17 protein-coding genes and 1 tRNA gene are annotated in these 26,669 nt (G+C 71.7%); 4 read left to right on the top strand and 14 right to left on the bottom strand.

The annotated features are described in order from the left end of the window. Position 1 precedes the first annotated feature (1 nt). Entirely contained in the window at positions 2 to 853 is an 852-nt protein-coding gene (gene otsB, locus KV381_RS20655; RefSeq protein ID WP_030087110.1) for a trehalose-phosphatase, read from the bottom strand. A 202-nt stretch (positions 854 to 1,055) separates the two neighbouring features. Between otsB and KV381_RS20650 the strand changes: the two genes are divergently transcribed. The 3 genes from KV381_RS20650 to KV381_RS20640 are packed head-to-tail and all read left to right on the top strand — an operon-like array spanning position 1,056 to position 3,422. Next, a complete protein-coding gene (locus KV381_RS20650; RefSeq protein WP_030087108.1) occupies positions 1,056 to 2,000 on the top strand; it encodes an ABC transporter ATP-binding protein in 945 nt (314 codons plus the stop codon). Next, complete coding sequence (locus KV381_RS20645) at positions 1,997 to 2,971, top strand: ABC transporter permease (RefSeq protein ID WP_030087106.1); 975 nt, start codon at positions 1,997 to 1,999, stop codon at positions 2,969 to 2,971. Before KV381_RS20650 ends, KV381_RS20645 begins: the two co-directional genes overlap by 4 nt. Positions 2,972 to 3,017: 46 nt before the next feature. Then, complete coding sequence (locus tag KV381_RS20640; RefSeq protein WP_030087104.1) at positions 3,018 to 3,422, top strand: GntR family transcriptional regulator; 405 nt, start codon at positions 3,018 to 3,020, stop codon at positions 3,420 to 3,422. A 22-nt stretch (positions 3,423 to 3,444) separates the two neighbouring features. On the opposite strand, the gene KV381_RS20635 is transcribed toward KV381_RS20640, so the two are convergent. The 3 genes from KV381_RS20635 to KV381_RS20625 form a co-directional block, all read right to left on the bottom strand. After that, entirely contained in the window at positions 3,445 to 5,565 is a 2,121-nt protein-coding gene (locus KV381_RS20635; protein ID WP_256995118.1) for a serine/threonine-protein kinase, read from the bottom strand. Positions 5,566 to 5,974: 409 nt separating this feature from the next. Continuing rightward, positions 5,975 to 6,667, bottom strand: coding sequence for a response regulator transcription factor (locus tag KV381_RS20630; RefSeq protein ID WP_218785968.1), 693 nt, complete (start codon positions 6,665 to 6,667; stop codon positions 5,975 to 5,977). Positions 6,668 to 6,771: 104 nt separating this feature from the next. After that, on the bottom strand, positions 6,772 to 8,493 hold the full coding sequence (locus tag KV381_RS20625) for a sensor histidine kinase (RefSeq protein WP_256995117.1): 1,722 nt from the start codon (positions 8,491 to 8,493) through the stop codon (positions 6,772 to 6,774). Between the two features lie 336 nt (positions 8,494 to 8,829). Here KV381_RS20625 and KV381_RS20620 point away from each other — a divergent pair, with 336 nt between their 5' ends. Next, positions 8,830 to 9,501: a hypothetical protein gene (locus KV381_RS20620; RefSeq protein WP_256995116.1), complete on the top strand. Its 672-nt coding sequence runs from the start codon at positions 8,830 to 8,832 to the stop codon at positions 9,499 to 9,501. A gap of 141 nt (positions 9,502 to 9,642) precedes the next feature. Here KV381_RS20620 and KV381_RS20615 read toward each other — a convergent pair. From KV381_RS20615 to KV381_RS20570, 10 genes are all read right to left on the bottom strand, one after another. Continuing rightward, a tRNA-Thr gene (locus tag KV381_RS20615) sits at positions 9,643 to 9,716 on the bottom strand. A gap of 108 nt (positions 9,717 to 9,824) precedes the next feature. After that, positions 9,825 to 11,354: an alpha/beta hydrolase gene (locus tag KV381_RS20610; protein WP_030087094.1), complete on the bottom strand. Its 1,530-nt coding sequence runs from the start codon at positions 11,352 to 11,354 to the stop codon at positions 9,825 to 9,827. Positions 11,355 to 11,444: 90 nt separating this feature from the next. Further along, complete coding sequence (locus KV381_RS20605; RefSeq protein WP_030087092.1) at positions 11,445 to 12,650, bottom strand: DNA polymerase III subunit delta'; 1,206 nt, start codon at positions 12,648 to 12,650, stop codon at positions 11,445 to 11,447. A gap of 167 nt (positions 12,651 to 12,817) precedes the next feature. Further along, positions 12,818 to 16,054 (bottom strand): dTMP kinase, encoded by a 3,237-nt coding sequence (gene tmk, locus KV381_RS20600; RefSeq protein WP_030087090.1) that lies wholly within the window; start codon positions 16,052 to 16,054, stop codon positions 12,818 to 12,820. A 214-nt stretch (positions 16,055 to 16,268) separates the two neighbouring features. Continuing rightward, positions 16,269 to 19,178 (bottom strand): type I DNA topoisomerase, encoded by a 2,910-nt coding sequence (gene topA / locus KV381_RS20595; protein WP_218785966.1) that lies wholly within the window; start codon positions 19,176 to 19,178, stop codon positions 16,269 to 16,271. A 281-nt stretch (positions 19,179 to 19,459) separates the two neighbouring features. Further along, positions 19,460 to 19,657: a hypothetical protein gene (locus KV381_RS20590; protein WP_030087086.1), complete on the bottom strand. Its 198-nt coding sequence runs from the start codon at positions 19,655 to 19,657 to the stop codon at positions 19,460 to 19,462. A 541-nt stretch (positions 19,658 to 20,198) separates the two neighbouring features. After that, complete coding sequence (locus KV381_RS20585) at positions 20,199 to 21,740, bottom strand: methyltransferase (protein WP_218785965.1); 1,542 nt, start codon at positions 21,738 to 21,740, stop codon at positions 20,199 to 20,201. A gap of 78 nt (positions 21,741 to 21,818) precedes the next feature. Then, the gene (locus KV381_RS20580) at positions 21,819 to 22,490 is read right to left on the bottom strand and encodes a hypothetical protein (RefSeq protein ID WP_030087082.1); all 672 of its coding nucleotides are present in this window, start codon (positions 22,488 to 22,490) and stop codon (positions 21,819 to 21,821) included. A gap of 367 nt (positions 22,491 to 22,857) precedes the next feature. Continuing rightward, a complete protein-coding gene (locus KV381_RS20575) occupies positions 22,858 to 25,287 on the bottom strand; it encodes a sodium-translocating pyrophosphatase (RefSeq protein WP_103536490.1) in 2,430 nt (809 codons plus the stop codon). Between the two features lie 728 nt (positions 25,288 to 26,015). Next, on the bottom strand, positions 26,016 to 26,486 hold the full coding sequence (locus KV381_RS20570) for an ATP-binding protein (RefSeq protein WP_218785964.1): 471 nt from the start codon (positions 26,484 to 26,486) through the stop codon (positions 26,016 to 26,018). Between the last annotated feature and the right edge of the window lie 183 nt (positions 26,487 to 26,669).

Below are 26,669 nucleotides of genomic sequence, written 5' to 3'. Positions count from 1 at the left end.
CTCAGATCCGCTCGGCCAGGGCCGCCAGGAACGCGACGACGGCGGCCGGTCCCGGCACCGACAGGTCGGCGCGCTCGGCCAGTTCGGGCACCTCGGTGCTGCCGCTGCACACCAGGAGACCGGGGATGCCGTCCGGGCCCTCGCTGCGCAGCTTCTCCACCGCGGCGAACGCGGCGAGGTCCCCGAGGTCGTCGCCCGCGTAGATCACGGACTCCGCGTCCAGCTCGGCGACGAACCCGGCGAGCGCGACGCCCTTGTCCATGCCGGGCGGGCGCAACTCCAGGACCAGGCGGCCCGGTTCGACGATCAGCCCGTGCCGCGCGGCCAGCTCGCCGAGGGGTCCGCGCAGCGACTCGAAGGCCGCCTGCGGGTCCTCGGCGCGCCGGGTGTGCACGGCGACGGCCTGGCCCTTCTCCTCGATCCAGGTGCCATTCCACGCACCGAACTCGTGCAGTACGCCGGGGAGTTCGGCGCGCACGGCGGTGACGCCCGGATGCGGGGCGGGCGCGTGGACGGTGCCGGTGACGGCGTCCCAGCGCTCGGCCCCGTAATGCCCGAGCACGACGAGGTGTTCCAGGCCGGGCACGCCCGCGAAGCCTCCGTAGCGCACGGCGACGCCCGCCGGGCGGCCGGTGATCACGGCGACGGCGGCGACCTTCGGCGCGAGCGCGGCGAGCGCGGCCACGGTGCCGGGGTGGGCGCGGGCCTGTTCGGGGTCCGGGACGATGTCGGCGAGCGTGCCGTCGAAGTCGAGGGCGACGACCGCGCGGTCGGGCCGGGCGAGCACGGCGTCGAGCCCCTCGCGGCCGGCCGGGGTGGTCGGGTTCGGAAGACTTTCCGGGTGGCTGCCCATGGGGCGAGCCTAACGGGTACGGGGCCACTGCCGCCGGGTTCGGCCGCGACCGGGGCGCCACCCCGGCAAACCCACCTCCCCTCTTCCCGCCCCCTCCCTCCCCGGCCTGCCTCACTTGACAGTCATTCCCTCACGACTCCATGATTCCATTAATTGATTCATGGAATCACGATCACGGATTCACGGAACCGAGGTGAGGCGCGTGGCACACACGAGCACCCCGAACGCGACGTCCGGCAGCTGGGCGCTGGAGGCCCGCGGCCTGGGCAAGCGCTACCGGCGCGGCTGGGCGCTGCGCGACTGCTCCTTCCGGATCCCGGCCGGCCGCATCTGCGGTCTGGTCGGCCCGAACGGAGCCGGCAAGAGCACCCTGCTCGGGCTGGCGACCCGGCAGGTGCAGCCGACCACCGGCGAGCTGCGGATCTTCGGCGTACCGGTCGACGACCCCGCCGTGATGCCCACCTTCGCGTTCCTCGGGCAGGAGAAGCCGCTGTTCAAGCGGTTCACCGTGGCCGAGACCCTGCGGATGGGCGCCGAGCTGAACCCCGGCTGGGACGCGGTGGCGGCGGAGCGGATCGTCCGCGCGGGCAATGTCCCCTTCGACGCGCGGGTCGGCACGCTCTCCGGCGGCCAGCGCACCCGCGTGGCCTTCGCGCTGGCCTTCGGCAAGCGGCCCGACCTGCTGCTCCTGGACGAGCCGATGTCGGACCTCGACCCGCTGGCCCGCGACGAGATGAGCACCCTGCTGATGGCGGAGGCCGTCGAACGCGGCACCACGGTGGTGATGTCCTCGCACATGCTGACCGAGCTGGAGGACATGTGCGACTACCTGCTGGTCGTCGCCGAGGGCCGGATCCGGATGGCCGGTGACGCCGACGCGCTGGTCCCGGCCCACGCCCTGGTCACCGGCGTGACCCGGGACGGCGCGCTGCCGCCCGAGCTCGACCACCACACGGTCGTCGAAACCCGCCTCCAGGGACGGCAGTTCCAGGCGATGATCCGGCCGAAGGGCCCGCTCCCGGCGGACTGGGAGACGGCCGAACCCTCCTTGGAGGAAGTCCTCCTCGCCCATCTCCGCTCCCCGGACGCGCCCTCCCTCTACACCCAGGGCGCCCGCGTCGAGGCCGAAGGGACCCAGGCCGCATGAGCACCACCCTCACCGAGAAGCCCTCCGAGATCAGCTCCGGGCGCCGTCTGCTGCGCGGCATGCCGTGGCTCGTCGTACGCCAGCACCGGGTCGCGCTGGCCTGCGTCCTCGGCCTCACCCTGCTGACCGCGCTGTGGATCCTGTACGAGCGCAATGAACTGGTGCAGCTGCTCGACGCGAAGGGCTGGCCGGAGAAGGACGCCGGACAGCCGATGGAGAACAACCGCGGCTACAACTACATCACCGGCATCATCAACGGCCTGCCGCTGATCCTCGCCGTCTTCATCGGCGCCCCGCTGATCGCGGGCGATCAGGAGAACGGCACGGCCCAGCTCGTCACCACCCAGTCCGTCACCCGCCGGCAGTGGCTGATCGCCAAGCTGGGTCTGGCCTACGGCCTCGCGCTGATCTCCGGGGTGGTGCTCTCGGCCCTGTTCACCTGGTGGTGGAAGCCGTACCGCTCCGTCTTCCTCAGCGAGTGGATCACCGGCGTGATCTTCGACAACACCGGCCCCGTCCTGCCCGCGTTCCTCCTCTTCTTCACCGCGGCGGGCATCACCATCGGCGCCGTGGTGCGCCGGATGCTCCCGGCGATGGTGGGCACGTTCCTCTTCACCGCGATCACCACCATGTTCGTCTGGGACGAGGTACGCGTACGGCTCGGCTCCCCGAAGATGTTCACGTACCCGCTGGACGCCGAGCTGCCCGCCCGCTTCGACGAGGCGTACGAGGTGGACCGCTGGGTCGGCAGCGCGGACGGCACCCTGTACGGCTGGGGCACCTGCGCCGAGGCGACCGAGAAGGCGCAGAACGCGTGCATCAAGGACCACGGCATCGTCAACAACGTCATCGAGTACCTCGACTTCGGCCAGATGGCGTCGATGCAGTGGACCGCGGCGGGCCTCCTGCTCGCCGGGACTGCCCTGCTCACGGCGTTCACCCTGTGGCGGGTCTCGCGCCGCCCGCTGTGAGCACGCCCCGGTTCCCCTACGTAAAGTGTCGGCAATCGAGCGGAAGGTGAAGTCCGTGGTCGTGTTCCGCATCGACCGGCGCAGTGGAGTGGCGACCTATCTCCAGATCGTCCGGCAGGTCGAGCAGGCACTGCGGATGGGCGCGCTGGAGGAGGGCGACCGGCTGCCCACCGCGGCCCAGGTCGCCGCGACCACGAAGGTCAACCCCAACACGACCCTCAAGGCCTACCGCGAACTGGAACGCATGGGCCTCGCCGAGGTCCGCCAGGGTGCGGGCACGTTCATCACCCGCACTCTGGCGCAGCCCCAGTCCGGCCCCGACTCACCGCTGCGCGCCGCGCTCGCCGACTGGCTGGCCCAGGCCCGTACCGAAGGCCTCACCGGCCAGGACGTCACGGCCCTGTTCCACGCAGCGTTCGAGAACGCGTACCCGGGCGAGGCACCGGACTGACGGGCCCGGGCTTCCTCGCCGCTCAGGCGCGGTTGTAGCGGTAGCCGCTGCCGTGGGCGGGTCCGACGTCGTGGAGGATGCCGGACCCGGCGACGGTGAAGAACGAGGGGTCGGTGTCGCGGCACATACTGCCGGAACGGGCCTTGTTCACCACGGCGGTACCGACGTTGATCCGGTTGCCGCCGTCCGCCACGGAGCCGAGCTTCGCGGTGTACTCGCAGTGCCCCGAGCCCTGTACGTCGGCGATGAGGGTCACCGCCGACTGCCCGGGCGACACCCGCCGGATGACCACGGTGTGCGGCTGGAGGACGTCGTACTGGGACGCGATGGACCAGGTCCCGACGAAGTGCTGCGGCACCCGGCCGTCCGGCGCGGGGTCCGGGTCCGCGGCGGGCGGCTTCGCGGCGCCCCCGGACCCGCCCGACGCGGACGAACCGGCCCCGCCCTGCGCGCCGCCTCCGCCGGACGAGCCGGACTCCCCGGTCCCGGACGAGCCCCCGCCGGAAGCGGAACCGTCGCCGCTGCCGGCGCCCTGCCCACCACCGGCGTCGCCGCCCTGGCCCCCGTCGTCGCCGTTCCCTTTCTCCTTCTCCTTCTCCTCCGCGCTGTCCTCGGCCTTGTCCTTCGCCTTCTCTTCCTCGCTGCCCTTGTCGTCCTCGTCGTCGCCCTTCCCGGAGGGCGAGGCCGTGGCACCGTCGGCGGGCGGGGCGGCGGACTCCCCGCCCCGGGCATCCGCGCCACCGCCGGGGTCGCGGTTGAGGAAGGCCGTGGTCCCACCGGCGGCCAGAACGGCGACGACGACGGCCGCGACGGCCCAGACCCGACGGCGGTTACGCCGTGGCCCGGCCGCGACCGGCGCGGCGACCGGAACGGCCGCGGCGGCACCGGTCGTTTCGGGGCTCGGCCCTGCCACCGGTTCCGGTCCCGGTTTCCGTCCCGGTTCCGGCCGCAGATCGACCGTGCCGAGGTCACGAGGAGCGGACACGGGATCGGAATCGGAACCAGAAGCGGGAGCGGACACGGGATCGGGATCGGAACCAGAAGCAGGAGCGGACACGGGATCGGGATCGGGATCAGGCACAGGCACAGGATCAGCAACAGGACCGGGAACAGCAGCAGGACCGGGAACAGCAGCAGGCTCCGCGCCCTCCGGTTCGTCCGCCCCCTCAGGGACACCCGGCTCCTCCGGGACCTCCGCGTCGAGCAGCAGGGCCGACTGCTGCGCCAGCCGGGCCAGGAGCACCGGCGGCAGCCACGCGCCGCGCGCGGCGTCCGAGGACTGCTCGGGCGTCAGGCTCTCCAACAGAGCTTCCACGCCCGGACGTTCGGCCGGGTCCTTGGTCAGGCAGCGTTCGATCAGCGCACGCAAGGGGGCGTCGGACACCGCGGTGAGGTCCGGCGGGGACTGGACGATCCGGAACATCACGGCGTGCTGGTTGCTCACGCCCGCGCCGAACGGCAGCTGCCCGGTGGCCGCGTACATCAGCACACAGCCGAGCGAGAAGACGTCCGCGCCGGGCCCGGTCTCCTCGCCGAGGATCTGCTCGGGCGCCATGAAGCCGGGCGAGCCGATGACCATGCCCGTACTGGTCAACAGCGATTCCACGGAGACCTGGAGCGCGCGGGCGATGCCGAAGTCGATGACCCGGGGTCCGTCGACGGTGAGCAGCACGTTGGACGGCTTCAGGTCGCGGTGCACGATCCCGGCCGCGTGGATGCCCCGCAGCGCCCTCAACAGCCCCTCGGCCAGGGCGTTCACCGAGGCGGCGGGCAGCGGACCGTGTTCCCGTACGGCCTGCTCCAGGGAGGGCCCGGGCACGTAGCCGGTGGCCACCCACGGCTGCTCGGCGTCGGGATCGGCGTCGAGCACGGGGGCGGTGTAGCGCCCGCCGACCCGGCGGGCCGCCTCGATCTCCCGGCGGAAACGGGCCCGGAACTCCCCGTTCGCGATGTGCTCCTCGTGCACCACCTTCACGGCCACGGTGCGCCCGCCCGCCGAACGGGCCAGGTACACCCGGCCCATCCCACCCGCACCGAGCCGGCCGAGCAGCGGATAGGGCCCGATCCGCACCGGGTCACCGGCCGCGAGCGGCCGTATGCCCTCCATCGCCGTGTACCGCCCGCTGTCCTTGCCTTTGCCCATGCTGAACCGATCCCCCGATGGCCTTTGCCCGTACGGTCGTTCGCGCGCGTCCGGAGCCGTTCGCGCACGATCAGGATAGGCCGGGGACCGATCACGCAAGGGTCAGGCCGGCGCAGCCGCTGGACACCCACGGGCATCGGCGCCATGACCACGCGCCGGCAGGAACCCTCCAAGCGCGGCTCGCCATCGTTGTGCCGGCCAGGATCACCACACCCAGCGGCCCGGCAGCAGACTGGCGGAACGGGGCGTCCGGCGCGGCCAGGGACTCGACGCGAACAGAGTCGTGCAGCGGCACTCGACTCAGTTGAGCGGGAAGGTCGTTAGGAGCAGGCCAAGCGCCGCCAGCTCAGGCCTGGCGGTGCGACACGACCGTACGGGTACGGCCGTACGGAAGTGACGCTCCGTCCGGTCAGTGCCCGCCCGGCTGGAGTCCGCCCGGCTGAAGTCCCCCCGGCTGGAGCCCTGCGTCGCGAGCGAGGAGGGCGGCCTGGACCCGGTTGTCGCAGTCGAGCTTGGCGAGGATGCGGCTGACGTACGTCTTCACCGTGGCCTCGCTCATATGCAGCCGCCGCCCCGCGTCCGCGTTGGAGAGCCCCTCCCCGAGCAGCGCCAGCACCTCACGCTCCCGGGTGGTGAGCCCGTCGAGCCGACGCCGCGCGGCCTCCCCGCGCGTGGTGGCCCCGGTGGCGGAGAGCGCGTCCGCCACATGCCGAGTGGCCGCGGGTGAGAGATACGCGTTGCCCGCCGCCGCGGCCCGCACCGCCTCGATCAGCTCGCCGGGCGCGGAGTCCTTCAGCAGGAACCCCGCACCGCCGTGGCCGAGCGTCCGCAGTACGTTGTCCCGCTCGCCGAAGGTGGTGAGGATCAGGACCCGTACCTTCGGCGCGGCGCGGCCGAGCTCGACCAGCGCCGTCAGCCCGTCCATCACCGGCATCTGGATGTCCAGCAGCGCCACGTCGACCCCGCCGCCCCGGGCCTTCTCCACCGCCTCGCGGCCGTCCCCGGCCTCGGCGACCACCTCGATGTCGTCGGCCGAGGTGAGGATCATTCTGATGCCGGCCCTGATGAGCGGCGCGTCGTCGGCGACGAGGACCCGGATCACACAGCCTCCTGCGCGGTGTCGATCATGACGTTGTCAAGGAGAACGGACGGAGTGGCCCCGCCATCATGCCCTGTACCGGCCGACCCGCCGCACGGAGCCCGGCATCACTTCGCCTCGTACGTCTCCTTGGAGACCAACTTCCCGTCCTGGAAGCAGAACCGGAAGACGGTGAGGGCGTCGACCCGCTCGTCGTCCTCGGAGCCGAAGTGGCGGCACGTCGCTCCCTCGGCCGGCTTGGGCCCCTGGTCCGCCAGGTCCGAGGTGAGCCACGAGTCCCCTTCGGGGAGCCTGGCCCGGATGTCCGCCTCGGCATCCCCGACCTTCGCCTCCTCGTAGACGCTCGGCGAGATCTCCGCCTTCTTCACCTCTTCCGTCAGGACGCCGATCCCCCAGACGCCCAGGCCGATGACGCCCGCGACGAGGACGACGGCGGTGACGGCGCAGCCGATGGCGATGTTCTTCCTGGTACTCATGATGGTGGTGAACTCCCGCTGTGGATCGGCCCCGTTGATGACCGTTCCACCGTCGACCACCGCCCCCGGACGCCGCTGCCCCCGAACGTCGCGAGCCGGTACGACGGAGGTCGCGCCGTACGGCAGCATCCCCGCGATCCGGAAGCCGCCGTCCTCGGTGGGCCCGGTGTGCACCATGCCGCCGGCCCGGCCGACCCGCTCGCGCAGCCCTTTCAACCCCTGGCCGCCACTGATCTCCGGCGGCACCTCGGGCGCTCCACCCGGCACGGGCCCGTTGGTGACCTCCACGACCAGGCTGTCCGGTTCGTACCGCAGGGCAAGGCGTATCGGGGCGCCCGGCGCGTGCTTGTGGGCGTTGGTCAGCCCCTCCTGGACGATGCGGTACGCCTCGTGGTCGGCGGCGGGCGCCAACGGCCGCCGGACACCGCTCCGGTCCAGCGACACCGTCGTGCCCGCGCCCCGGGACGACGCGACCAGGCCGTCGATGGCGGCGGTGGTACGGGGCGCGTACGGCACCGAGGCGCCGCCGCCCACCGACTGCCGCCGCCGCCCCTGATACATCTGCTCGTTCTGCTGCTCGTTCTGCTGCTCGTTCTGTTGCCCGTTCTGTTGCTCCCGGTACTCCGCCTCGTCGTGGAGCACCCCCACCGCCGCCCGCAGCTCCGCCATCGCGGTGACGGAGGCACCCCGGAGGATCCGTACGGCCTCCCGCTGGTTCCCGGTCAGCTCCGGGTCGACCTGGAGGGCGCCCGCGTGCACGGAGATCAGGGCGAGTTGGTGGCCGAGGCTGTCGTGCATGTCATGGGCGATGCGGTTGCGCTCCAGCAACCGCGCCTCACGGGCCACCATCGCCTGCTCGCGCTGGAGTTGCTGGTTGTTCTGCCACAACGCGTCGAGCAGCCGTCGCCGTTGGTCCCGGTAGCGTCCGACGAGGGCCGGCACCACGGCCAGGGTGAGGAACGTGACGACGTTCCACCCGAGGGTGACGGGCAGCACGGGCGCGGCCCCCGAGGTGATGTCGTGGTACAGGCCCGGGACGGCGTGGAGCACACACGCGGCCCCGAACGCCGCGGTCACCCGCCAGGGTTCCGTGATCCGCCGCCCCGCCGACCAGGCGGCGCAGACCAGCAGCACGGAGGCCATGACGTTCCACCCTCCGGCCAGCGGGGCGGAGAGGATCAGGACGGTCGCGGGCAGCGCGTGGCGTGCGGGCGCCAGCAGGGCCATCGCCCCGGCGAGGAGGACGGTCCGCGCCCCGAGCGTGTCCATCCACGCGCCGACGCCGGTGGCGAGCCCGGCGAGGGTGACGGCGAGCACCGCCTCCCCGACGATACGGGCGGGGCTCCAGAGCACGCCGCCGGTCAACCGCCGCCGGAGACCCCGAACGGCGAGCCCGGCAGAACGTACCCGTCGATCTCCCGCATCCGTACCCGCCCTCACATCCACATCCACTTCCCTGTCCGCGTACACCGGACCGACGGTAGGACCCCCGGAAAGCGCGCGCATCGGCCGAGCGTCGTGCCACCGTACGACGAAAGTTGACACCTTTCGTCGCCCGGGATCGCGACTTCCGGAGACTGCGCCGGGCCGGTCGTGCGGCCGACGATGGACGGACCGCAACGGGGACACGGGGACAACGGGAGATGCCACATGGACAGCACGGGCACGGAGTCGAGTACGGGAACGGGCGTGGATGAGAACAAGGCCACCGTCGGCCTCACCAAGACCACCCCAGCCCCTGCCCCAACCTCGACCCCCACCTCCGCGGAAGCACCGGACATCCAGTCCCACGACACTTTCGTCATCAAGAAGACACTGAGCCTGACGGCCGGCGAGTACGTGGTGAGCGTGGCCCGGCCGGACGGCTCCGAGGGCGAGCCCGTCGCCTACGCACGCGAGAAGCGGCTGTCGCTCAGGGGGCAGGTGACCGTCTACACGGACGCGTCCAGGAAGTCCGTTCTCGCCGCCTTCAAGGGCCGCGACCACGAAGTGGGCTACATGTACGACGTGCGGGACGCTTCGGGCCAGTCCTTCGGATCGTTCTACGAGGATGCGGACGCCTCCTTCCTCCGCCGGACATGGCAGGTGCGGCAGCCGGGGACGATGAATCTGACCGGCCGCGAGCGCAGCCGGGTGGTGGCCTTCGTCCGGTTCGTCTGGGATTTCGTGCCGTACCTCGAGTACGTGCCGTTCATCTGGCCGTACCGCTTCAAGTACACCGAGAGCGGCAAGCCGCTGATGACCGTCACCAAGAAGCTGGGGCTGCACACCCGGTACGTACTGGAGATCCACGCGCCCGACATCGACCGCCGCCTCGCCATCGCCCACACGCTGGCCCTGGACGCCCTGGGAGTGGACTGACGGGGGCCATTTGCACGTTCGGCCACCGGTCGGCCACCGGCGACGATCATGGCGCCCCGAGCGGGCCGCGTCGCCCCTTCGGATCGATCATGAAAAGCACAAAGGCCCAGGACAGAAGCTATCTGTCCTGGGCCTTCACTGAGCCGCCTTCGGGATTCGAACCCGAGACCTACGCATTACGAGTGCGTTGCTCTGGCCAACTGAGCTAAGGCGGCGCGCCCTGTCGCACTATGGTGCGATCAGCAGCGGAGCCAAGTCTACACAGTTTCCGGGGGTGCTCCGCACACGGCACCCCCGGAGGCGTTTGTCCTGGTCAGAGTGGGTCAGCTGCACTTCTTGCCGTGGGTGGGCGGGGTGCCCTCCAGGAGGTACGTGTTGATCGCCGTGTCGATGCAGTCGCTGCCCCGGCCGTACGCGGTGTGGCCGTCGCCGTCGTACGTGAGCAGGGTGCCGGAGGAGAGCTGCTCGGCGAGGGACTCGGACCACGTGTACGGGGTGGCCGGGTCGCGGGTGGTGCCGACGACGACGATCGGGGCGGCGCCCTTCGCCTCGGTGCGGTGCGGGGTGCCGGTGGCCTTCGTCGGCCAGTAGGCGCAGTTCAGGGAGGCCCAGGCGAAGCCGCGGCCGAAGACCGGGGAGGCCTTCTCGAAGTCCGGGAGCGCCTTCTCGACCGCGTCGGGGCCGTCGAAGGCGGGCGGCAGGTCGAGGCAGTTCACGGCGGCGTTGGCGAACATCAGGTTCGCGTACTTCCCGTCCAGCTCGCGCTCGTAGTAGCTGTCTGCCAGTGAGAGGAGGCCGGAGCCGTCGCTGCGCTGCGCGCCCGCCAGCGCCTCGCGGAGCTGCGGCCAGGCCGCCTCGTCGTACATGGCGGCGATCACCCCGGTGGTGGCCAGGGACTCGCCCAGCTTACGGTTGTCGCCGGTCGGGATCGGCTTCGCGTCCAGGTCCGTGAAGAGCTGCTTGAGGGCGGTCGCCGCGTCGGCGGTGGACGTGGTGCCGAGCGGGCAGTCCGGCTGCTTCACGCAGTCGGCGGCGAAGGACTGGAAGGCCCCCTCGAAGCCGGCCGTCTGGTCGCGGTTCATGTCGATGGCCTTCAGGGACGGGTCCATCGCCCCGTCCAGGACGAGGCGGCCGGCCCGCTCGGGGAAGAGGTCCGCGTACGTGGCGCCCAGGAAGGTCCCGTACGACGCTCCGACGTAGTGCAGCTTCTCGTCGCCGAGCAGGGCCCGCAGGACATCCATGTCGCGGGCCGTGTCGACGGTGGAGACGTACGGGAGGATCTCGCCGCTCCGCTTCTCGCAGCCCGCCGCGAACTTCTCGAAGGCGGCGGAGAGCTTCTGGACCTCCGCGTCGTCGTCCGGTGTCTGGTCGACCTGGGTGTAGGCGTCCATCTCCGGGCCCGTGAGGCACTCGACGGGCTCGCTGCGGGCCACGCCGCGCGGGTCGATGGCCACCATGTCGTAACGGGCCCGCACCTGGGCCGGATAGCCGAGTGCCGCGTATCCCTGGAGATAGCCGATCGCGGAGCCGCCCGGGCCGCCCGGATTCACCAGGAGGGAACCGATCCGCTTGCCCGGTCCGGTGGCCTTCTTGCGGGAGACGGCGAGGTCGATGTCGCCGTCATCCGGCTTGTCGTAGTCCTTCGGCGCCTTCATCGTCGTGCACTCGAAGCCCTCCACCCCACAGTCGCGCCAGCTCAGCTTCTGCGCGTAGTACGACGACAATCCCTCGGGAGCGGCGGTGCCGGTGGCCGAGGCGTTCGGCGAGGAGCCGCTGCCGCTGCAGCCGGAGATGAGCAGGCCGGCAGTGCCGATCCCGATGGCGAAGGTGCGGAGCAGCCGCCTGGTAGTCATTCTGGGAGCGTATCCGGCGGGTGACGAGTCGTCTGATTCCCTGCTCATTCGGGTGAACAGGACTGAACAGGGGCGGCCGTGCCGGAGTCCTCAGCCCGCCCGCAGCGCCATCGTCATTGCCTCCACCGCGAGCAGCGGCGCCACATTGCGGTCCATCGCCTCCCGGCAGGCGAACACCGACTCGATCCTGCGCAGGGTCTGCGCGGGCGTCGAGGAATCCGCGATCCGGTCGAGGGAGTCCTGCACGTCGGCATTGGCGATGGCCAGCTTCGAACCGAGCTGGAGTGCCAGCACATCGCGGTAGAACCCGGTCAGCTCGGTCAGCGCCAGGTCCAGGCTGTCGCGCTGCGTACGCGTCTTGCGGCGCTTCTGCTTGTCCTCCAGCTCCTTCATCGCCCCCGCCGTACCGCGCGGCATCCGGCCCCCGGCGACCCCGCCGAGCGCCGCCTTGAGGTCCTCGGTCTCCTTGGCGTCGACCTCCTCCGCCATCTGCTTGGCGTCGTCGGTGGCCGTGTCGATCAGCTCCTGGGCCGCCTTGAGACAGCCGCCCACATCGGCGACCCGCAGCGGAACCTTCAGCACCGCCGCCCGCCGCGCCCGCGCCCGCTCGTCCGTGGCCAGGCGGCGGGCCCGGCCGATGTGCCCCTGGGTGGCCCGCGCCGCCGCGTGCGCCCGCTCGGGGTCGATGCCGTCGCGGCGGATCAGGACGTCGGCCACGGCCTCCACCGGCGGGGTGCTCAGGGTCAGGTGCCGGCAGCGGGAACGGATCGTGGGCAGGACGTCTTCGAGCGAGGGTGCGCACAGCATCCAGACCGTGCGCGGCGCGGGCTCCTCGACGGCCTTCAGCAGCACATTGCCCGCGCCTTCGGTGAGGCGGTCGGCGTCCTCCATGACGATGACCTGCCACCGCCCGACCGCCGGGGAGAGCTGGGCGCGCCGGACCAGGTCACGGGTCTCCTTCACACCGATGGAGAGCAGGTCCGTGCGGATGACCTGGACGTCGGCGTGCGTACCGATCAGGCTCGTGTGGCAGCCGTCGCAGAAACCGCAGCCGGGTGCGCCGCCCAGCGCCCGGTCCGGGCTGGTGCACTGGAGCGCGGCGGCGAAGGCCCGCGCCGCCGTGGACCGGCCGGAACCGGGCGGCCCGGTGAACAGCCAGGCATGCGTCATCTTCGAGCCCTGGTCCAGCGGCTTGCCGTCGGACACGGAGGTGACCAGCGCATCGGCGTCCCGGGCGGCAGCGGCGAGCTGTTCCTGCACTCGGTCCTGTCCGACCAGGTCGTCCCATACGGTCATGGGTCACCGCCCTTCCGGTGGTGTCGTGCACGGCCCGCGAACCGCGGTGCGTCGTCGCTCTCCATTGGTCGCTCTCCATTGTGGAGGACGCCACTGACAGTCCGGCCCGCCCGCCCCCGGAGGGGCGGACGGGCCGGGACCTCACCGTCGGCGGTGGGGCGGGTACGTCAGCCGCGCGGGCGACGCCCCCGGCCCCCGGGGCCCTCGTCGTCCTGGCCGCCGAGCAGCTCGTCCGCCAGGGTCGGCAGATCGTCCAGCGGGGTCTCCTCCGCCCAGTCCGGGCGGGGGCGCTTGCGGCGGCTCTGCTTCCGGTCGGGCGTCGCCCCGGCGTTCGGGTCCTCGACCTGCGGCAGCTCGCGGGTGCGCTCGTTCTCGCTCTCCGCGGGCGCGGCCCCCTGGCTCTCGTCCCGGAAGAAGCCCTGGGGCACCCGGTCGGAGGGCTGGTCGGCGGGCACGGGCGGCAGCACGGCCGTCTCGTCCGCGTCCCGGGCCTGCCGGGGGTCGGCCGGCCGCTGGTCCGTGAAGCGGGGCAGCATCGCCGTCTCGTCGTCCCCGGAAACACCACCGGTCACAGCCCCGGAGCCGGAGCCGGAACGAGAGCCCGCGCCCGCGCCCGTGCCCGTACCGGATCCGGAGGAACGGTCGTCCTCCGGACGCGCCGCCGGGACCGGCTGCGTGATCTCGTTCGGGTTCACGATCGGGGTGGGCACCGTGAGCTCGTTCTCCGGCACCGTCGGACCCGACGCGCCTTCGGAGCGCGAGGACGTCTCCGTACCGGACGTACGCGATACCCGCTCGGCCTCGGCCCGCGCCGCTTCCGTACGGGCGGCGGCATCGGCCTCCGCCCGGCGGCGGGCCTCCTCCGCGCGCAGCAGGGCCTCCTCGGCCTTGCGCTGCTTCTCCAGCCGCTGGGCCTCGGCCTCCTTGCGCTGCCGGGCCTCCTCCTCGGCCTGCTTGCGCAGACGTTCCTGCTCGGCCTCGCGGACCCGCTCCTCGGCCTCCAGCCGGAGCCGGTCCTCCTCGGCGCGGCGGCGGGCCTCCTCGGCACGCTGCCGGGCCTCCTCCGCCTGGCGTTCGGCCTCGCGGCGGCGGGCCTCCTCCAGTTCGCGCTGCTTGCGCTCCTCCTCCTCGGCGCGCAGCCGGGCGAGCTGTTCCTGGCGTTCCTTCTCCAGGCGCTCCTCCTCGGCCTTGCGGGCGGCCTCTTCCTCCGCCTTGCGCCGGGCTTCCTCCTCGGCCTTGCGCCGGGCCTCCTCGATGGCCTCGATCTCGGCCTCGGAGAGCGGAAGGAGCTGGTCGAGCCGGTGCCGTACGACCGTGGTGATCGACTCCGGCTCCTGGCCGGCGTCCACCACCAGATAGCGCGTCGGGTCGGCGGCGGCCAGGGTCAGGAACCCGGACCGCACCCGCTCGTGGAACTCCGCCGGCTCCGACTCCAGCCGGTCCGGCGCTTCCGTGAACCGCTCCCGCGCGGTCGCCGGGTCAACGTCCAGCAGCACCGTCAGATGCGGTACGAGGCCACTCGTCGCCCACCGCGAGATCCGGGCGATCTCGGTCGGGGCCAGGTCGCGGCCCGCGCCCTGGTAGGCGACGGACGAGTCGATGTAGCGGTCGGAGATGACGATCGCACCGCGCTCCAGCGCCGGGCGGACGACGGAGTCGACGTGCTCGGCGCGGTCGGCGGCGTACAGCAGGGCCTCGGCCCGGTTGGAGAGACCGGCGGAGGACACGTCCAGCAGGATCGACCGCAGCCGCTTGCCGATCGGGGTGGCCCCGGGCTCGCGGGTGACGACGACCTCGTGGCCCTTGGCCCGGATCCATTCGGCGAGCGCCTCGACCTGGGTGGACTTGCCCGCTCCGTCGCCGCCCTCCAGGGCGAGGAAGAAGCCGGTGGCCGCGGGCGCGACGGCCGGTTCGTCGCCGCGCAGCGCCTCGCGCAGGTCCCGGCGCAGCGGCACACCCGCCCGGTCGTCCGTCTTGGCGAGGACGACGGCGGCGACGGGCAGCAGCAGCGCGCCGAGCAGCATCAGGGTGTAGGCGGCCCCGCCGTGGGCGAAGACGAAGTCACCGGCGACCAGGCGGTGCCGGCCGATCGCGGCGGCCAGCAGCGGACCGGCGACCGCGCCGAGCGCCACGAGCACCCGGACGACGGCCTGGAGGTGCTCGGTGGTCCGGGCCTGCCGGAAGGCCTCGGTCTCCTGGTCGATCAGGGTGTGCCCGGTGTTGGCGGCGACCCCGGCGGTGTAGCCGGCGAGCAGCGCGATGGCGATCCCGGTCGCGGTGTCCGGCACCAGTCCGAGCGCGAGGAGCGCGAGGCCCGTGACGGCGGTGGCCAGCGCCAGCAGGCGGCGGCGCGACAGGGTGGGCAGTACGTGGCGTGCCGTACGGATGCCGAGGGCGGTGCCGCCGGTCAGTCCGAGGATCAGCAGCGCGAAGGTGGCCGGCCCGCCGCCGAGGTCGTAGGCGTGCAGGACGGAGACGGCCGCGGCCCCGGCGACGACTCCGGCGACGGCCGCGCAGACCGCGACGAGCAGCGGCACCGCGCCGGTGCGGCCCTTGTCCGGGCCGTTGCCGGTGGCGGGGCGGCGCAGGCCTTCCAGCGGGGAGCGCGGCCGGGGCGTCTGGGTGGCCGGGAACTGAAGGAAGTACAGGGTGGAGATGGAGGCGGAGAAGAGTCCGGCCGCGACGTAGGACCCCAGGGCCGCCTGGTGGAAGGAGAACCACTCCAGGCCCGAGCCGAGGAGGTTGCCGACCAGTGTGGCGGCCAGCAGGACCACCGCGGCGGCGGGCACGGCGAGGAAGTTGGTGCGGAGCGACAGACGGCGCAGGGCGTCGTGGTGGTCGGGCAGGGGGCGTACGGCCGCGCCTTCGAGGGGCGGGGCGGGCAGCAGCGCCGGGGCGGCGCTGTCCTTGGCCACGGCCCACAGGCGCTCACCGGCGCCGGTCACGAAGACGGTGATGAGGATCATCATGAGCGCCTTGTCGGGCGTCCAGTCGATCCACAGCGGGGCGACGACCAGCAGCGCCAGGCGCAGCCCGTCCACCCCGATCATCAGCCATCGCCGGTCCAGCTTCCCGCCGGGCCCCGTGAGGGACGTCAGGGGCCCCAGGAGTACGGCTCCGAAGAACAGGGTGGAAAGGATCCGGGCACCGAAGACGGCGGCGACGGCGAAGGCCGCCCCGCGGTATCCGGTGCCGAATGAGCCCTCAAGGACCGCCGCTTGCAGCGACAGCAGCACCAGCACGAGAAGGGCGAGTGCATCGCCGATACCGCCGACGAGCTGGGCACTCCACAACCGCTTCAGCGGGGGAATGCGCAACAGGGCCCGTACGGCGCGCTCGCGTGAGTCTGCGGCAAGTGTGTCGGAGGTGGGGCTCACGACCGTTGGCTGCTCGGCTCGCGTCATCCGCCCAGCCTATCGGCAGCGGTGCGGTGACTGTCGGCCCGTCCGAACATATGGACGCAGACAGTTTCGGCCATGGCGCCCGCGGACCCTTGACGCACCGCCGCCCGGCACCCGGATCACGCGGATCCGGGCGCCGGGCGGGGTGCTGTCGGCTCGGTGCGGCCGTCGGCCGTCCTGCGCGATGAGGCCGCCGGTCGTCCTGCTCGGTGCGGCGTCAGTCGTCCGACGGGGCGGAGGCCGAGGCCGTCTTCTTCGTAGCCGTCGTCTTCTTGGCGGCCGTCTTCGTGGCCGTCGCCTTCTTGGCCGTCGTCGTCTTCTTCGCCGCGGTCTTCTTGGCGGCCGTGGTCTTGGTGGCCGTCGTCTTCTTGGTGGCCGTCGTCTTCTTGGCGGCCGTCTTCTTGGCCGTCGCCTTCTTCGCGGGGGCCTTCTTGGCCGTCTTCTTCTTGGCGGGCCCCTTGGCGCGCTTCTCGGCGAGCAGCTCGTAGCCGCGCTCCGGCGTGATCTCCTCGACGCTGTCGCCGGTCCGCAGCGTCGCGTTGGTCTCGCCGTCGGTGACGTACGCGCCGAAGCGGCCGTCCTTCACCACGACCGGCGCACCGCTGACCGGGTCGGTGCCCAGCTCCTTCAGCGGCGGCTTGGCCGCGGCTCGGCCGCGCTGCTTGGGCTGGGCGTAGATCGCGAGGGCCTCTTCGAGGGTGATGTCGAAGAGCTGGTCCTCGGAGGTCAGCGACCGGGAGTCGGTGCCCTTCTTCAGATACGGGCCGTAGCGGCCGTTCTGCGCGGTGATCTCGACGCCCTCGGCGTCCTCGCCGACGACGCGCGGCAGCGACATCAGCTTGAGGGCGTCGGCGAGGGTGACCGTGTCCAGGGACATGGTCTTGAAGAGCGAGGCGGTCCGCGGCTTCACCGCGTTCTTGCCGGTCTTCGGCGTCCCCTCGGGCAGCACCTCGGTGACGTACGGGCCGTAGCGGCCGTCCTTGGCGATGATCTGGTTGCCGGTCACCGGGTCCGCGCCCAGCTCGAAGTCGCCGCTGGGCTTGGCCAGCAGCTCCTCGGCCAGCTCGACGGTCAGCTCGTCGGGCGCGAGGTCCTCGGGCACGTCGGCGCGCTGGTGGCCCTCGGCGTCCTTCTCGCCCCGCTCGATGTACGGGCCGTAGCGGCCGACGCGGAGCTTGATGTCGTTGCCGACCGGGAAGGAGGAGATCTCCCGGGCGTCGATCGCGCCGAGGTCGGTGACCAGTGCCTTCAGACCGCCGAGGTGGTCGCCGTCGCCGTTGCCCGCGTCGGAGGCCGATCCGGCTCCGGCGGTGTCGTCACCGGAGTCGGCACCGAAGTAGAAGCGCTTGAGCCACGGCACGGACTGGGCCTCGCCCCGCGAGATGCGGTCGAGGTCGTCCTCCATGCGGGCGGTGAAGTCGTAGTCGACCAGCCGGCCGAAGTGCTTCTCCAGCAGGTTGACCACGGCGAAGGACAGGAAGGACGGGACGAGTGCCGTGCCCTTCTTGAAGACGTAACCGCGGTCCAGGATGGTCCCGATGATCGAGGCGTACGTGGAGGGGCGGCCGATCTCGCGCTCTTCCAGCTCCTTGACCAGCGAGGCCTCGGTGTAGCGGGCCGGGGGCTTGGTGGCGTGCCCGTCGACCGTGATCTCGTCGGCGGACAGCGCGTCGCCCTCGGCCACCTGCGGCAGCCGGCGCTCGCGGTCGTCCAGCTCGGCGTTCGGGTCGTCGGCGCCCTCGACGTACGCCTTCATGAAGCCGTGGAAGGTGATCGTCTTGCCGGAGGCGGAGAACTCGGCGTCGCGGCCGTCGCTCGCCCGGCCGCCGATCTTGACGGTGACCGAGTTACCGGTCGCGTCCTTCATCTGGGAGGCGACGGTCCGCTTCCAGATCAGCTCGTAGAGCCGGAACTGGTCGCCGGTGAGCCCGGTCTCGGCGGGGGTACGGAAGCGGTCGCCGGAGGGGCGGATCGCCTCGTGCGCCTCCTGCGCGTTCTTGACCTTGCCGGCGTACGTACGCGGCTTGTCGGGGAGGTAGCTCGCCCCGTACAACTGCGTGACTTGGGCACGGGCCGCGGAGACCGCGGTGTCCGAGAGGGTCGTGGAGTCCGTACGCATATAGGTGATGAAGCCGTTCTCGTACAGCTTCTGCGCCACCTGCATGGTCGCCTTGGCCCCGAAGCCCAGCTTGCGGCTCGCCTCCTGCTGGAGGGTCGTGGTCCGGAAGGGGGCGTACGGGGAGCGGCGGTACGGCTTCGACTCGACGGACCGGACCGCGAAGGAGGAGTCGGCGAGCGCGGCGGCGAGCGCGCGGGCGTTCGTCTCGTCCAGGTGCAGGGTCTGGGCGGAACCGGCCTTCAGCTGCCCGTCGGGGCCGAAGTCGCGGCCCTGGGCGATGCGGCGGCCGTCGACCGCGCTGAGGCGGGCGGTGAGGTTCGAGGGGTCGGAGGCGTCACCGGTGCGGCCGGTGGCGAACTTTCCGGTCAGGTCCCAGTACTCGGCGGAGCGGAAGGCGATGCGCTCGCGCTCCCGCTCGACGACGAGGCGGGTGGCGACGGACTGGACGCGGCCCGCCGAGAGCTTCGGCATGACCTTCTTCCACAGGACCGGCGAGACCTCGTAGCCGTAGAGGCGGTCGAGGATACGGCGGGTCTCCTGGGCGTCGACCATGCGCTGGTTGAGCTCGCGCGGGTTGGCGACGGCGGCCCGGATCGCGTCCTTGGTGATCTCGTGGAAGACCATCCGGTGGACCGGGACCTTGGGCCGCAGGACTTCCTGGAGGTGCCACGCGATGGCTTCGCCCTCGCGGTCCTCATCGGTGGCGAGGAAGAGTTCGTCGGACTCGGCCAGCAGCTGCTTGAGCTTCCTGACCTGGGCCTTCTTGTCGGCGTTGACGACATAGATGGGCTGGAAGTCGTGTTCGACGTCCACCCCGAGGCGGCGGACCTCGCCGGTGTACTCGTCCGGGACCTCGGCCGCGCCGTTCGGGAGGTCGCGGATGTGCCCGACGCTCGCCTCGACCACGTATCCGGGGCCGAGATAGCCCTTGATCGTCTTCGCCTTGGCAGGCGACTCGACGATGACGAGTCGGCGGCCGCCCTGTGCGGTCTCGCTGGTCGGGGACAACTTCGCTCTTCTCTCCGGTCGACACTCGGTGGGCATCCGGGCAGCGTCATGACGCTGCCCGCGGTGCTGTCGCTGCGGAGTGTGACGGTACAACCCGCCCCCGTGTCAAACGGCAAAAGCCCGCAACGGCCACTCGAACGGTAACCCGACTTCCGCCATTCCTGCCGCCCGGACCGCCGGGTCCGCGCCGTGCGGGGCTTCGGCCTGCGGCTTTTCGGAGGCGGTCGCGGTGACCTTCGGAAGACCTGCCGTCCCGGGCTCCGCCCGGCCGGAGGCGAGGATCAGACGAGCGTGAAGCACCACACGCCGAGGCCGAGGAAAACTACGCCGAAGAGCGTCGTGAGTGCGGTGGAGGCGACGGGGCTCACACCGTGCGCCACCGGCGCGCGATGCAGGGCTCGCGCCCCTGTCCAGATCAGGAGGGCGGCGCCGAACAGGGTCAGGGCCGTACCGGCGAAGACTGCTGAGACGCTCTCCATGTCGTACTCCTGGACCGTCGTGTGACCCGTCGGGCGAACCGCCCGGGACGGGCCGGCCGGCCCGTCGGATCCGGACCTCGGCGGTCCGGCACGGGGAGGTTGTCACCCCGGGGCATCGTCCACACGAACCCGGGGTGAACAGCACTCTCCCGCCGCTCGGCGGAACTCCATCGGCCGCTTACGGTCCGGTCGGGACCGGAGCAGACCGGTCTCCGGATGACGAGGGCGGGGCCGGCCCGGGCACCGCGCTCGGACCGTGCGGTCCGGGCGCGACCGGAATACGCGGTCCGCGCGCGTCGGGGAGAGCGCCAGGCACGAACCCACTGGTGACAACGTCACCGCCACCCGAACGGTGACCGACCCCGGCGCGTACCGGAAGGAGGCTGTACGGGCGGCCCCGGTGCGTACGGGAAGGCAGTCGTACGGGCGGGCCCAGCCTGTACGGAAAGGCGGTCGTACGGGCGGGCCCGGCGCGTGCCGGAAAGCAGCCGCACGGGCGGCGGCTCCGGCCTGTAGGGGAAGGCAGCCGTACGGGCGGGGCCTACGCGCCCCGTGCGCCCTGCTGTCCGACGCCGGGCACCGGCTCCAGGAAGCCCTCCTCGACCAGCAGCCGGATCGCCTGCGGGGTGCGGTCGCGCAGCAGCACCGGATCCTCAGCCATCAACTGCGCGATGGCGTCCAGGATCCGCCCGGCGGGCAGCGAGCCGTCGGACACGCCCGCGAACCCGGCGGCCACCGCGTCGACCTTGGTCGCCCGCATCATGCCCCGGTGCTGACGCAGCACCACATGCTCGGGGTCCTCCGCTCCGGGCAGGCCGACCTGCTCCTGCACGACCTCGGCGGCGAGGGAGAAGTGCCCGGCGAGCAGCGCCGCGTCGTCCTGGTCGCGGAGGTAGTCCTGGCGGGCGAAGTGGTCCTGGACGGCCTGCCCGAGCGGCTGCTGCACCGCGTGCGGCCACTCCTCGACGACGATCGAGGGGTTCCCGGCCGCCGCAGCGGCGGACTTGCGCAGGGTGATCCAGCCGAACCCGACGGCCGTGGCGCCGAGCGCCTCGAACTCGTCGAGCCACGCCTCGTACCGCTCGTCGTACTCCGCCGGATCGCTGCGGTGGTCGCCGCTGTCCCGCAGCCACAGCTCGGCGTACTGCGTGACGTCCTGCACCTCGCGCTGGACGATCCAGGCCTCGCAGCCGTACGGCACCCAGGAGCGCAGCCGGTCCTGCCACTCCTCACCCTCCACGTGCTGCCAGTTGGCGAGGAACTGGGCGTATCCGCCGTCGTTCAGATGGTCGCCCGCCTGCTGCACCAGCGTGCGGCACAGGTCGTCGCCGCCCATGCCTCCGTCCCGGTAGGTGAGGCGGGCGCCGGGCGAGATGACGAAGGGCGGGTTGGAGACGATCAGGTCGAACGTGTCGGAGCCCACCGGCTCGAAGAGCGAGCCCTCGCGCAGATCGGCGGGGGCGGCGCCGGACAGGGCGAGGGTGAGCCGGGTGAACTCCAGGGCGCGGGGGTTGAGGTCGGTGGCGGTGACCCGGGTCGCGTGCTGGGCGGCGTGCAGCGCCTGGATGCCGGAGCCCGTACCGAGGTCGAGGGCCGAGGCGACCGGCGTACGGACGGTGATGCCGGCGAGGGTGGTGGAGGCCCCGCCGACGCCGAGGACGACGCCCTCCTCGCGCGAGCCGATCCCGCCCGCGCCACCGACCGCGCAGCCGAGGTCGGACACGATGAACCAGTCCTCGCCGTCCGGACCGCCGTACGGCCGTACGTCGACGCTCGCGCGGACCGTGCCGTCGTCCGCCGCCCGGGTCACCCAGCCGTCCGCGACGCACTCGTCCAGCGGCAGGGCGGCACGGGCCCGCTCCTCGGCGACGGGCCGCTGCAGAAGGAACAGCCGCACCAGCGTGTCGAGCGCGGTGTCGCCCCGGGTGGCCCGCAGCGCGGGGACGGTCTCGCTGCGGGCGAGGGCGGCGTAGGCGGGCGCGCCGAGGCGGTCGAGGAGCCCGTCCGCGGTGAAGTCCGCGGCGAGCAGGGCCTCACGGAGGCCGGCGGCGTGGTCGGGTGCGGGAAGGCTGCTCTTACTCACCCACCCATTGTGTCCGGTCCCACCGACAACGGCAGCGGCCCGGACACCCAGCGGGTGCCCGGGCCGGGAGAACGGCGCTCAGGCCTTCTTCTCCTCGGAGTCCTTCTTCTCGGAGTCCTTCTCGGTCTTCTCGGCCTTCTCGGGGGCCGAGGCCTCCGGGGAGGCGTCGGCGTCGGCCGCCCCGGAGCCGGAGGGGCCGGTCGAAGCGGTGGGCTTCTGGCAGCCCTTCTGCTTCGACATCGCGACGCCGACCTCGCCGGACTGGAGCTTCTTCAGCGCCTGGTCACCGCTGGTGCTGATCTTGTTCAGATCGTCGGCGATGCCCTTCAGTCCGTCGGCGAACTTCGCCTGGTCCTTGGTGTCGAGCGCGTCGACGTCGGTCTTGAGGTCGGCGTACGCCTTGGAGGAGGCGTTGAGCTCCTTCACCGCTTCCTTCTGCGTGGTCTCGCCGTCGTCGACCGGCGGCGGCCCCGCCGAGTCCACCGCGGCGCCCAGCGACTTGTACGCCTGGGAGATCTGCTGGAAGGCGGCCGAGTCGGTCTTCTGGACGTCGGCGGGCTTGCTGTTGTCCGCGGTCTGCTGCTGGATGGAGGCGTTGGCGTTGGCGATCTTCTGCAGTTGCGGCTGAACCTGGTCGCAGACCTTCTTGGCCCAGTCGTTGACCTTGTTGTCGCTGTCGTCGCTGCAACCCGACAGCGTCAGTACGAGTACCGCACCGCCGGACAGTGCGGCTGCAAGCTTCTTGTTCACCGGATTGGTCCCTTCCAAGGCTCTCGGCCCCGGAACTTACACGCCGAGGGGGCGACAGCCGGGTGCCGGTCATCCGGTGTGCACGCTTTTGAAGCCATTTGCACCAAGGGAAATGAGGGAGATGCCACTCACGCGGAGAATCGGACGCACGAGCGGTAACTCACCCGAAAGACTGCTCCTGATCGCCGCCCCGGCGCGCAGGGCGCGGGCGGACGGCACGTCAGCACGCACCGCCCACCCACTCACTGATCACCCATCACACGTGCCGCGAAGCACGTGACGCGAAGCACGTGACGCGACGCTCGTCGCTCGTCGCTCGTCGCTCGTCGCTCGTCGCTCGTCGCTCGTCAGGGACCGTACGTACGGATCACGGGGCCGCCGCGGGGTCCGGTGCGGGGACCGAGGGCCCGCCGCCCGCCGAGGCGTCGTCGTCGCCGACGGCGATGCCCCGCCGCTTGGAGACGTACACCGCGACGACGACGATCCCGATGGCGACGACGGCGACCAGCGCCCGCACCCAGGGATTCGCGTCCGCGCCGTAGCTGAACTGCACGATCGCCGGAGCGATGAGCAGGGCGACCAGGTTCATCACCTTGAGGAGCGGGTTGATCGCCGGGCCCGCCGTGTCCTTGAACGGGTCACCGACCGTGTCGCCGATGACGGTCGCGGCATGGGCCTCGCTGCCCTTGCCGCCGTGGTGGCCGTCCTCGACGAGCTTCTTGGCGTTGTCCCAGGCGCCGCCGGAGTTGGCGAGGAACACCGCCATCAGCGTTCCGGTGCCGATCGCGCCGGCGAGGTACGAGCCGAGCGCGCCGACGCCGAGGGTGAAGCCGACCGCGATCGGCGCCAGCACCGCGAGCAGGCCCGGTGTGGCCAGTTCACGCAGGGCGTCGCGGGTGCAGATGTCGACGACGCGCCCGTACTCCGGCTTCTCTGAGTAGTCCATGATCCCGGGGCGCTCGCGGAACTGCCGCCTGACCTCGTAGACCACGGATCCGGCGGACCGGGACACCGCGTTGATGGCGAGCCCCGAGAACAGGAAGACGACCGCGGCGCCCAGGATCAGGCCGACGAGGTTGTTGGGCTGCGAGATGTCCAGGCTCAGCCCCAGCTCGCCCGCCCCGGCTCCGACATCCGCGACGGCCGTCGCGATGGCGTCACGGTAGGAGCCGAAGAGCGCGGCCGCCGCGAGAACGGCGGTCGCGATGGCGATGCCCTTGGTGATGGCCTTGGTGGTGTTGCCGACCGCGTCCAGGTCGGTGAGCACCTGGGCGCCGGCCCCCGTGACGTCTCCGGACATCTCGGCGATGCCCTGGGCGTTGTCCGAGACCGGCCCGAAGGTGTCCATGGCCACGATGACGCCCACCGTGGTGAGGAGCCCCGTCCCGGCGAGCGCGACCGCGAAGAGCGCCAGCATGATCGACGTACCGCCCAGCAGGAACGCCCCGTAGACGCCGAGGCCGATCAGCAGCGCGGTGTAGACCGCCGACTCCAGGCCGATGGAGATGCCCGCGAGCACCACGGTGGCCGGACCGGTGAGCGAGGACTTCCCGATGTCCCGGACCGGACGGCGGTTGGTCTCGGTGAAATAGCCGGTGAGCTGCTGGATGAGCGCGGCCAGGACGATGCCGATGGCCACTGCGACCAGGGCGAAGATCCGCGGATCGCCACCGTGCTCGGCGATCGCCCCGTCGCTGACCCCGTCAAGATCGGCGTACGAGGACGGCAGATAGGAGAAGGCTGCCACGGCCACCAGGGCGAGCGAGATCACCGCGGAGATGAAGAAGCCCCGGTTGATCGCGGTCATCCCACTGCGGTCGGCGCGGCGCGGGGCGACCGCGAAGATGCCGATCATCGCGGTGACGACACCGATCGCCGGAACCATCAGCGGGAAGGCCAGACCGGAGTCGCCGAACGCCGCCGTGCCGAGGATGAGCGCGGCGACGAGCGTCACGGCGTACGACTCGAAGAGGTCGGCGGCCATGCCCGCGCAGTCGCCGACGTTGTCGCCCACGTTGTCGGCGATGGTGGCGGCGTTGCGCGGATCGTCCTCCGGAATGCCCTGTTCCACCTTGCCCACCAGGTCGGCGCCCACATCGGCGGCCTTGGTGAAGATCCCGCCGCCGACCCTCATGAACATGGCGATCAGCGCCGCGCCGAGGCCGAACCCCTCCAGCACCTTGGGCGCGTCGGCGGCATAGACGAGCACCACGCAGGAGGCCCCGAGCAGACCGAGCCCCACCGTGATCATCCCGACCACGCCACCGGTACGGAAAGCGATCTTCATCGCTTTGTGCGAGACAGCGGTGAGATCCTTTTCCGGTTCGCCCTCCGCCGGAGTCGCCTCACGCGCGGCCGCGGCCACCCGCACATTGCTCCGTACGGCGAGCCGCATGCCGATGTATCCGGTCGCCGCCGAGAAAAGCGCACCCACCAGGAAGAAGAGGGAACGCCCAGCGCGCTGCGACCAGTTGTCGGCCGGCAACAGGAACAACAGGAAGAACACGACGACGGAGAAAACACCGACCGTACGCAGTTGTCGGGCCAGGTAGGCGTTCGCACCCTCCTGGACCGCCGCGGCGATCTCCTTCATACGTTCGGTGCCCTCGCCGGCCGCCAGAACCTGGCGTACGAGCAGCTGGGCGACGATCAGCGCGGCGACGGCGACGACCGCCACCACGATGACGATCAGCCGGTTGCCGTCCGTGAGTACCGCCGCCGCGAGGGAGACGGGCCGGTCGGAAAATGCGGATTCTTGCGTCAGTGCTGCCATTGGGGTGGTGAAGAACTCCGCCATACGTCCTCCTTGACGCTCAGCGCTCAAGTCGTGGACGGATTGTAGGGAGCGGAACCTGATCAAAACAGTGGGCGGGAAGAGAATTGATCGCTCTCCCCCCAACGCCGAAAGATCAGCGGAGAGATGCTGCTCGAATGCAGTAATAGGGCAGACGGATTACCACGCAGACCTCAAGCGAAAAAGGCCCTGCTCAACAGGTCCCGGCAGAACGAAACATCACATCCCCCGCACACCTCGGGCCCCACGATCCACAGGGCCCCGGAGCCACAGGGCCGCCGGGCCGGCCTCAGCCGTAGTCGCGGGCTCGGGCTCGGGCTCGGGCTCGGGCTCGGGCTCGCAGGCACAGGATCACGGCTCGGGGATCGCGGCGACGGGCCGCAGCGTGGCCCCGGGGGCTTACGGGCACGGCCCTCAAGGCCCGGGAATCACAGGCGCGGGTCACGACATCGGCGCGCGAGGACAGGCGCAGCCTCAATGCGTGAGGACAAACTCAGCCCCGGCCTCACAAGCGCGGGCTCAGCGTCTGCCGGGCCGGCCCCAGGACAGCCTGGGCACATGGCCAGGGCCCTCCGGCCCAGCCCGCGACCGCCGGTCACAGGTTCTCAGGACATCGGGCGGGTCTCACAGCCTCCAGGCACGGGCCTCAGTGCCTCGGGCGCGGGGCTCAGTGCCTCGGGCGCGGGGCTCAGTGCCTCGGGCGCGGGGCTCACGGCCTCCAGACACGGGGCTCAGGGGCGTACCCCTGCGAGGGCCGTCGGCCAGCTCATGCGGATCACTCCGCCGCCCGCACCGGAACGGACCTCCACATCGTCGACGAGACCGCTGATGACCGCGAGGCCCATCTCGTCCTCGCCCTCACCGTCCGACTCGGAGTCGGACCGGTCCATCCCGGCTCCAGAGCCACCGGCGGCGTTGTGCGCCCCTGGCTCGGCGGAATCGGCGCCGGGGCCGGGCACGCTGTCCCCGACCTCGATGGAGAACGCCTTCTCCTCCTCGGTCAACGCCACGCTGACCGGCGCGGTGATGCCGTGACTGCGGTGCAGCCCGACCGCGCGGCTGCACGCCTCGCCGACGGCGAGCCTGACCTCGTCGAGCACCGCCTCGTCCACGCCGGCCCGGCGCGCCACGGCGGCCGCCACCAGGCGGGCCGTCCTGACATGTTCAGGCTGGGCGCTGAAGCGGAGTTCAACGGTGGCCATGCCATCCCCCTCGAACGTTCGGGCGTACGCCTCAGGGGCCCCGGGCGTGTCGCCCGGCACCCCTGCTCTTCTCCTCCGGAAGCCGACAAAGCCGACAGCCGACCCTGAGGTCGACCGCCTGCCCGTCACGGCCCATGCGCTGCCGCTGCCGGCCTGTTCACTGCCTGCCGACCGGCCCGGGGG

It is taken from the genome of Streptomyces sp. WY228 (assembly GCF_019287315.1).
Taxonomy (GTDB): Bacteria; Actinomycetota; Actinomycetes; order Streptomycetales; family Streptomycetaceae; genus Streptomyces; species Streptomyces caviscabies.
Note: the sequence above shows the minus strand (reverse complement) of the source record. Positions and strands in the feature narration are given on the sequence as shown.

Coding starts and splice junctions, on each gene's coding strand:
- otsB (WP_030087110.1), bottom strand. CDS start 853: ATGGGCAGCCACCCGGAAAGTCTTCCGAACCCGACCACCCCGGCCGGC.
- KV381_RS20645 (WP_030087106.1), top strand. CDS start 1,997: ATGAGCACCACCCTCACCGAGAAGCCCTCCGAGATCAGCTCCGGGCGC.
- KV381_RS20635 (WP_256995118.1), bottom strand. CDS start 5,565: ATGGGCAAAGGCAAGGACAGCGGGCGGTACACGGCGATGGAGGGCATA.
- KV381_RS20610 (WP_030087094.1), bottom strand. CDS start 11,354: ATGACTACCAGGCGGCTGCTCCGCACCTTCGCCATCGGGATCGGCACT.
- KV381_RS20605 (WP_030087092.1), bottom strand. CDS start 12,650: ATGACCGTATGGGACGACCTGGTCGGACAGGACCGAGTGCAGGAACAG.
- tmk (WP_030087090.1), bottom strand. CDS start 16,054: ATGACGCGAGCCGAGCAGCCAACGGTCGTGAGCCCCACCTCCGACACA.
- KV381_RS20590 (WP_030087086.1), bottom strand. CDS start 19,657: ATGGAGAGCGTCTCAGCAGTCTTCGCCGGTACGGCCCTGACCCTGTTC.
- KV381_RS20575 (WP_103536490.1), bottom strand. CDS start 25,287: ATGGCGGAGTTCTTCACCACCCCAATGGCAGCACTGACGCAAGAATCC.
- KV381_RS20570 (WP_218785964.1), bottom strand. CDS start 26,486: ATGGCCACCGTTGAACTCCGCTTCAGCGCCCAGCCTGAACATGTCAGG.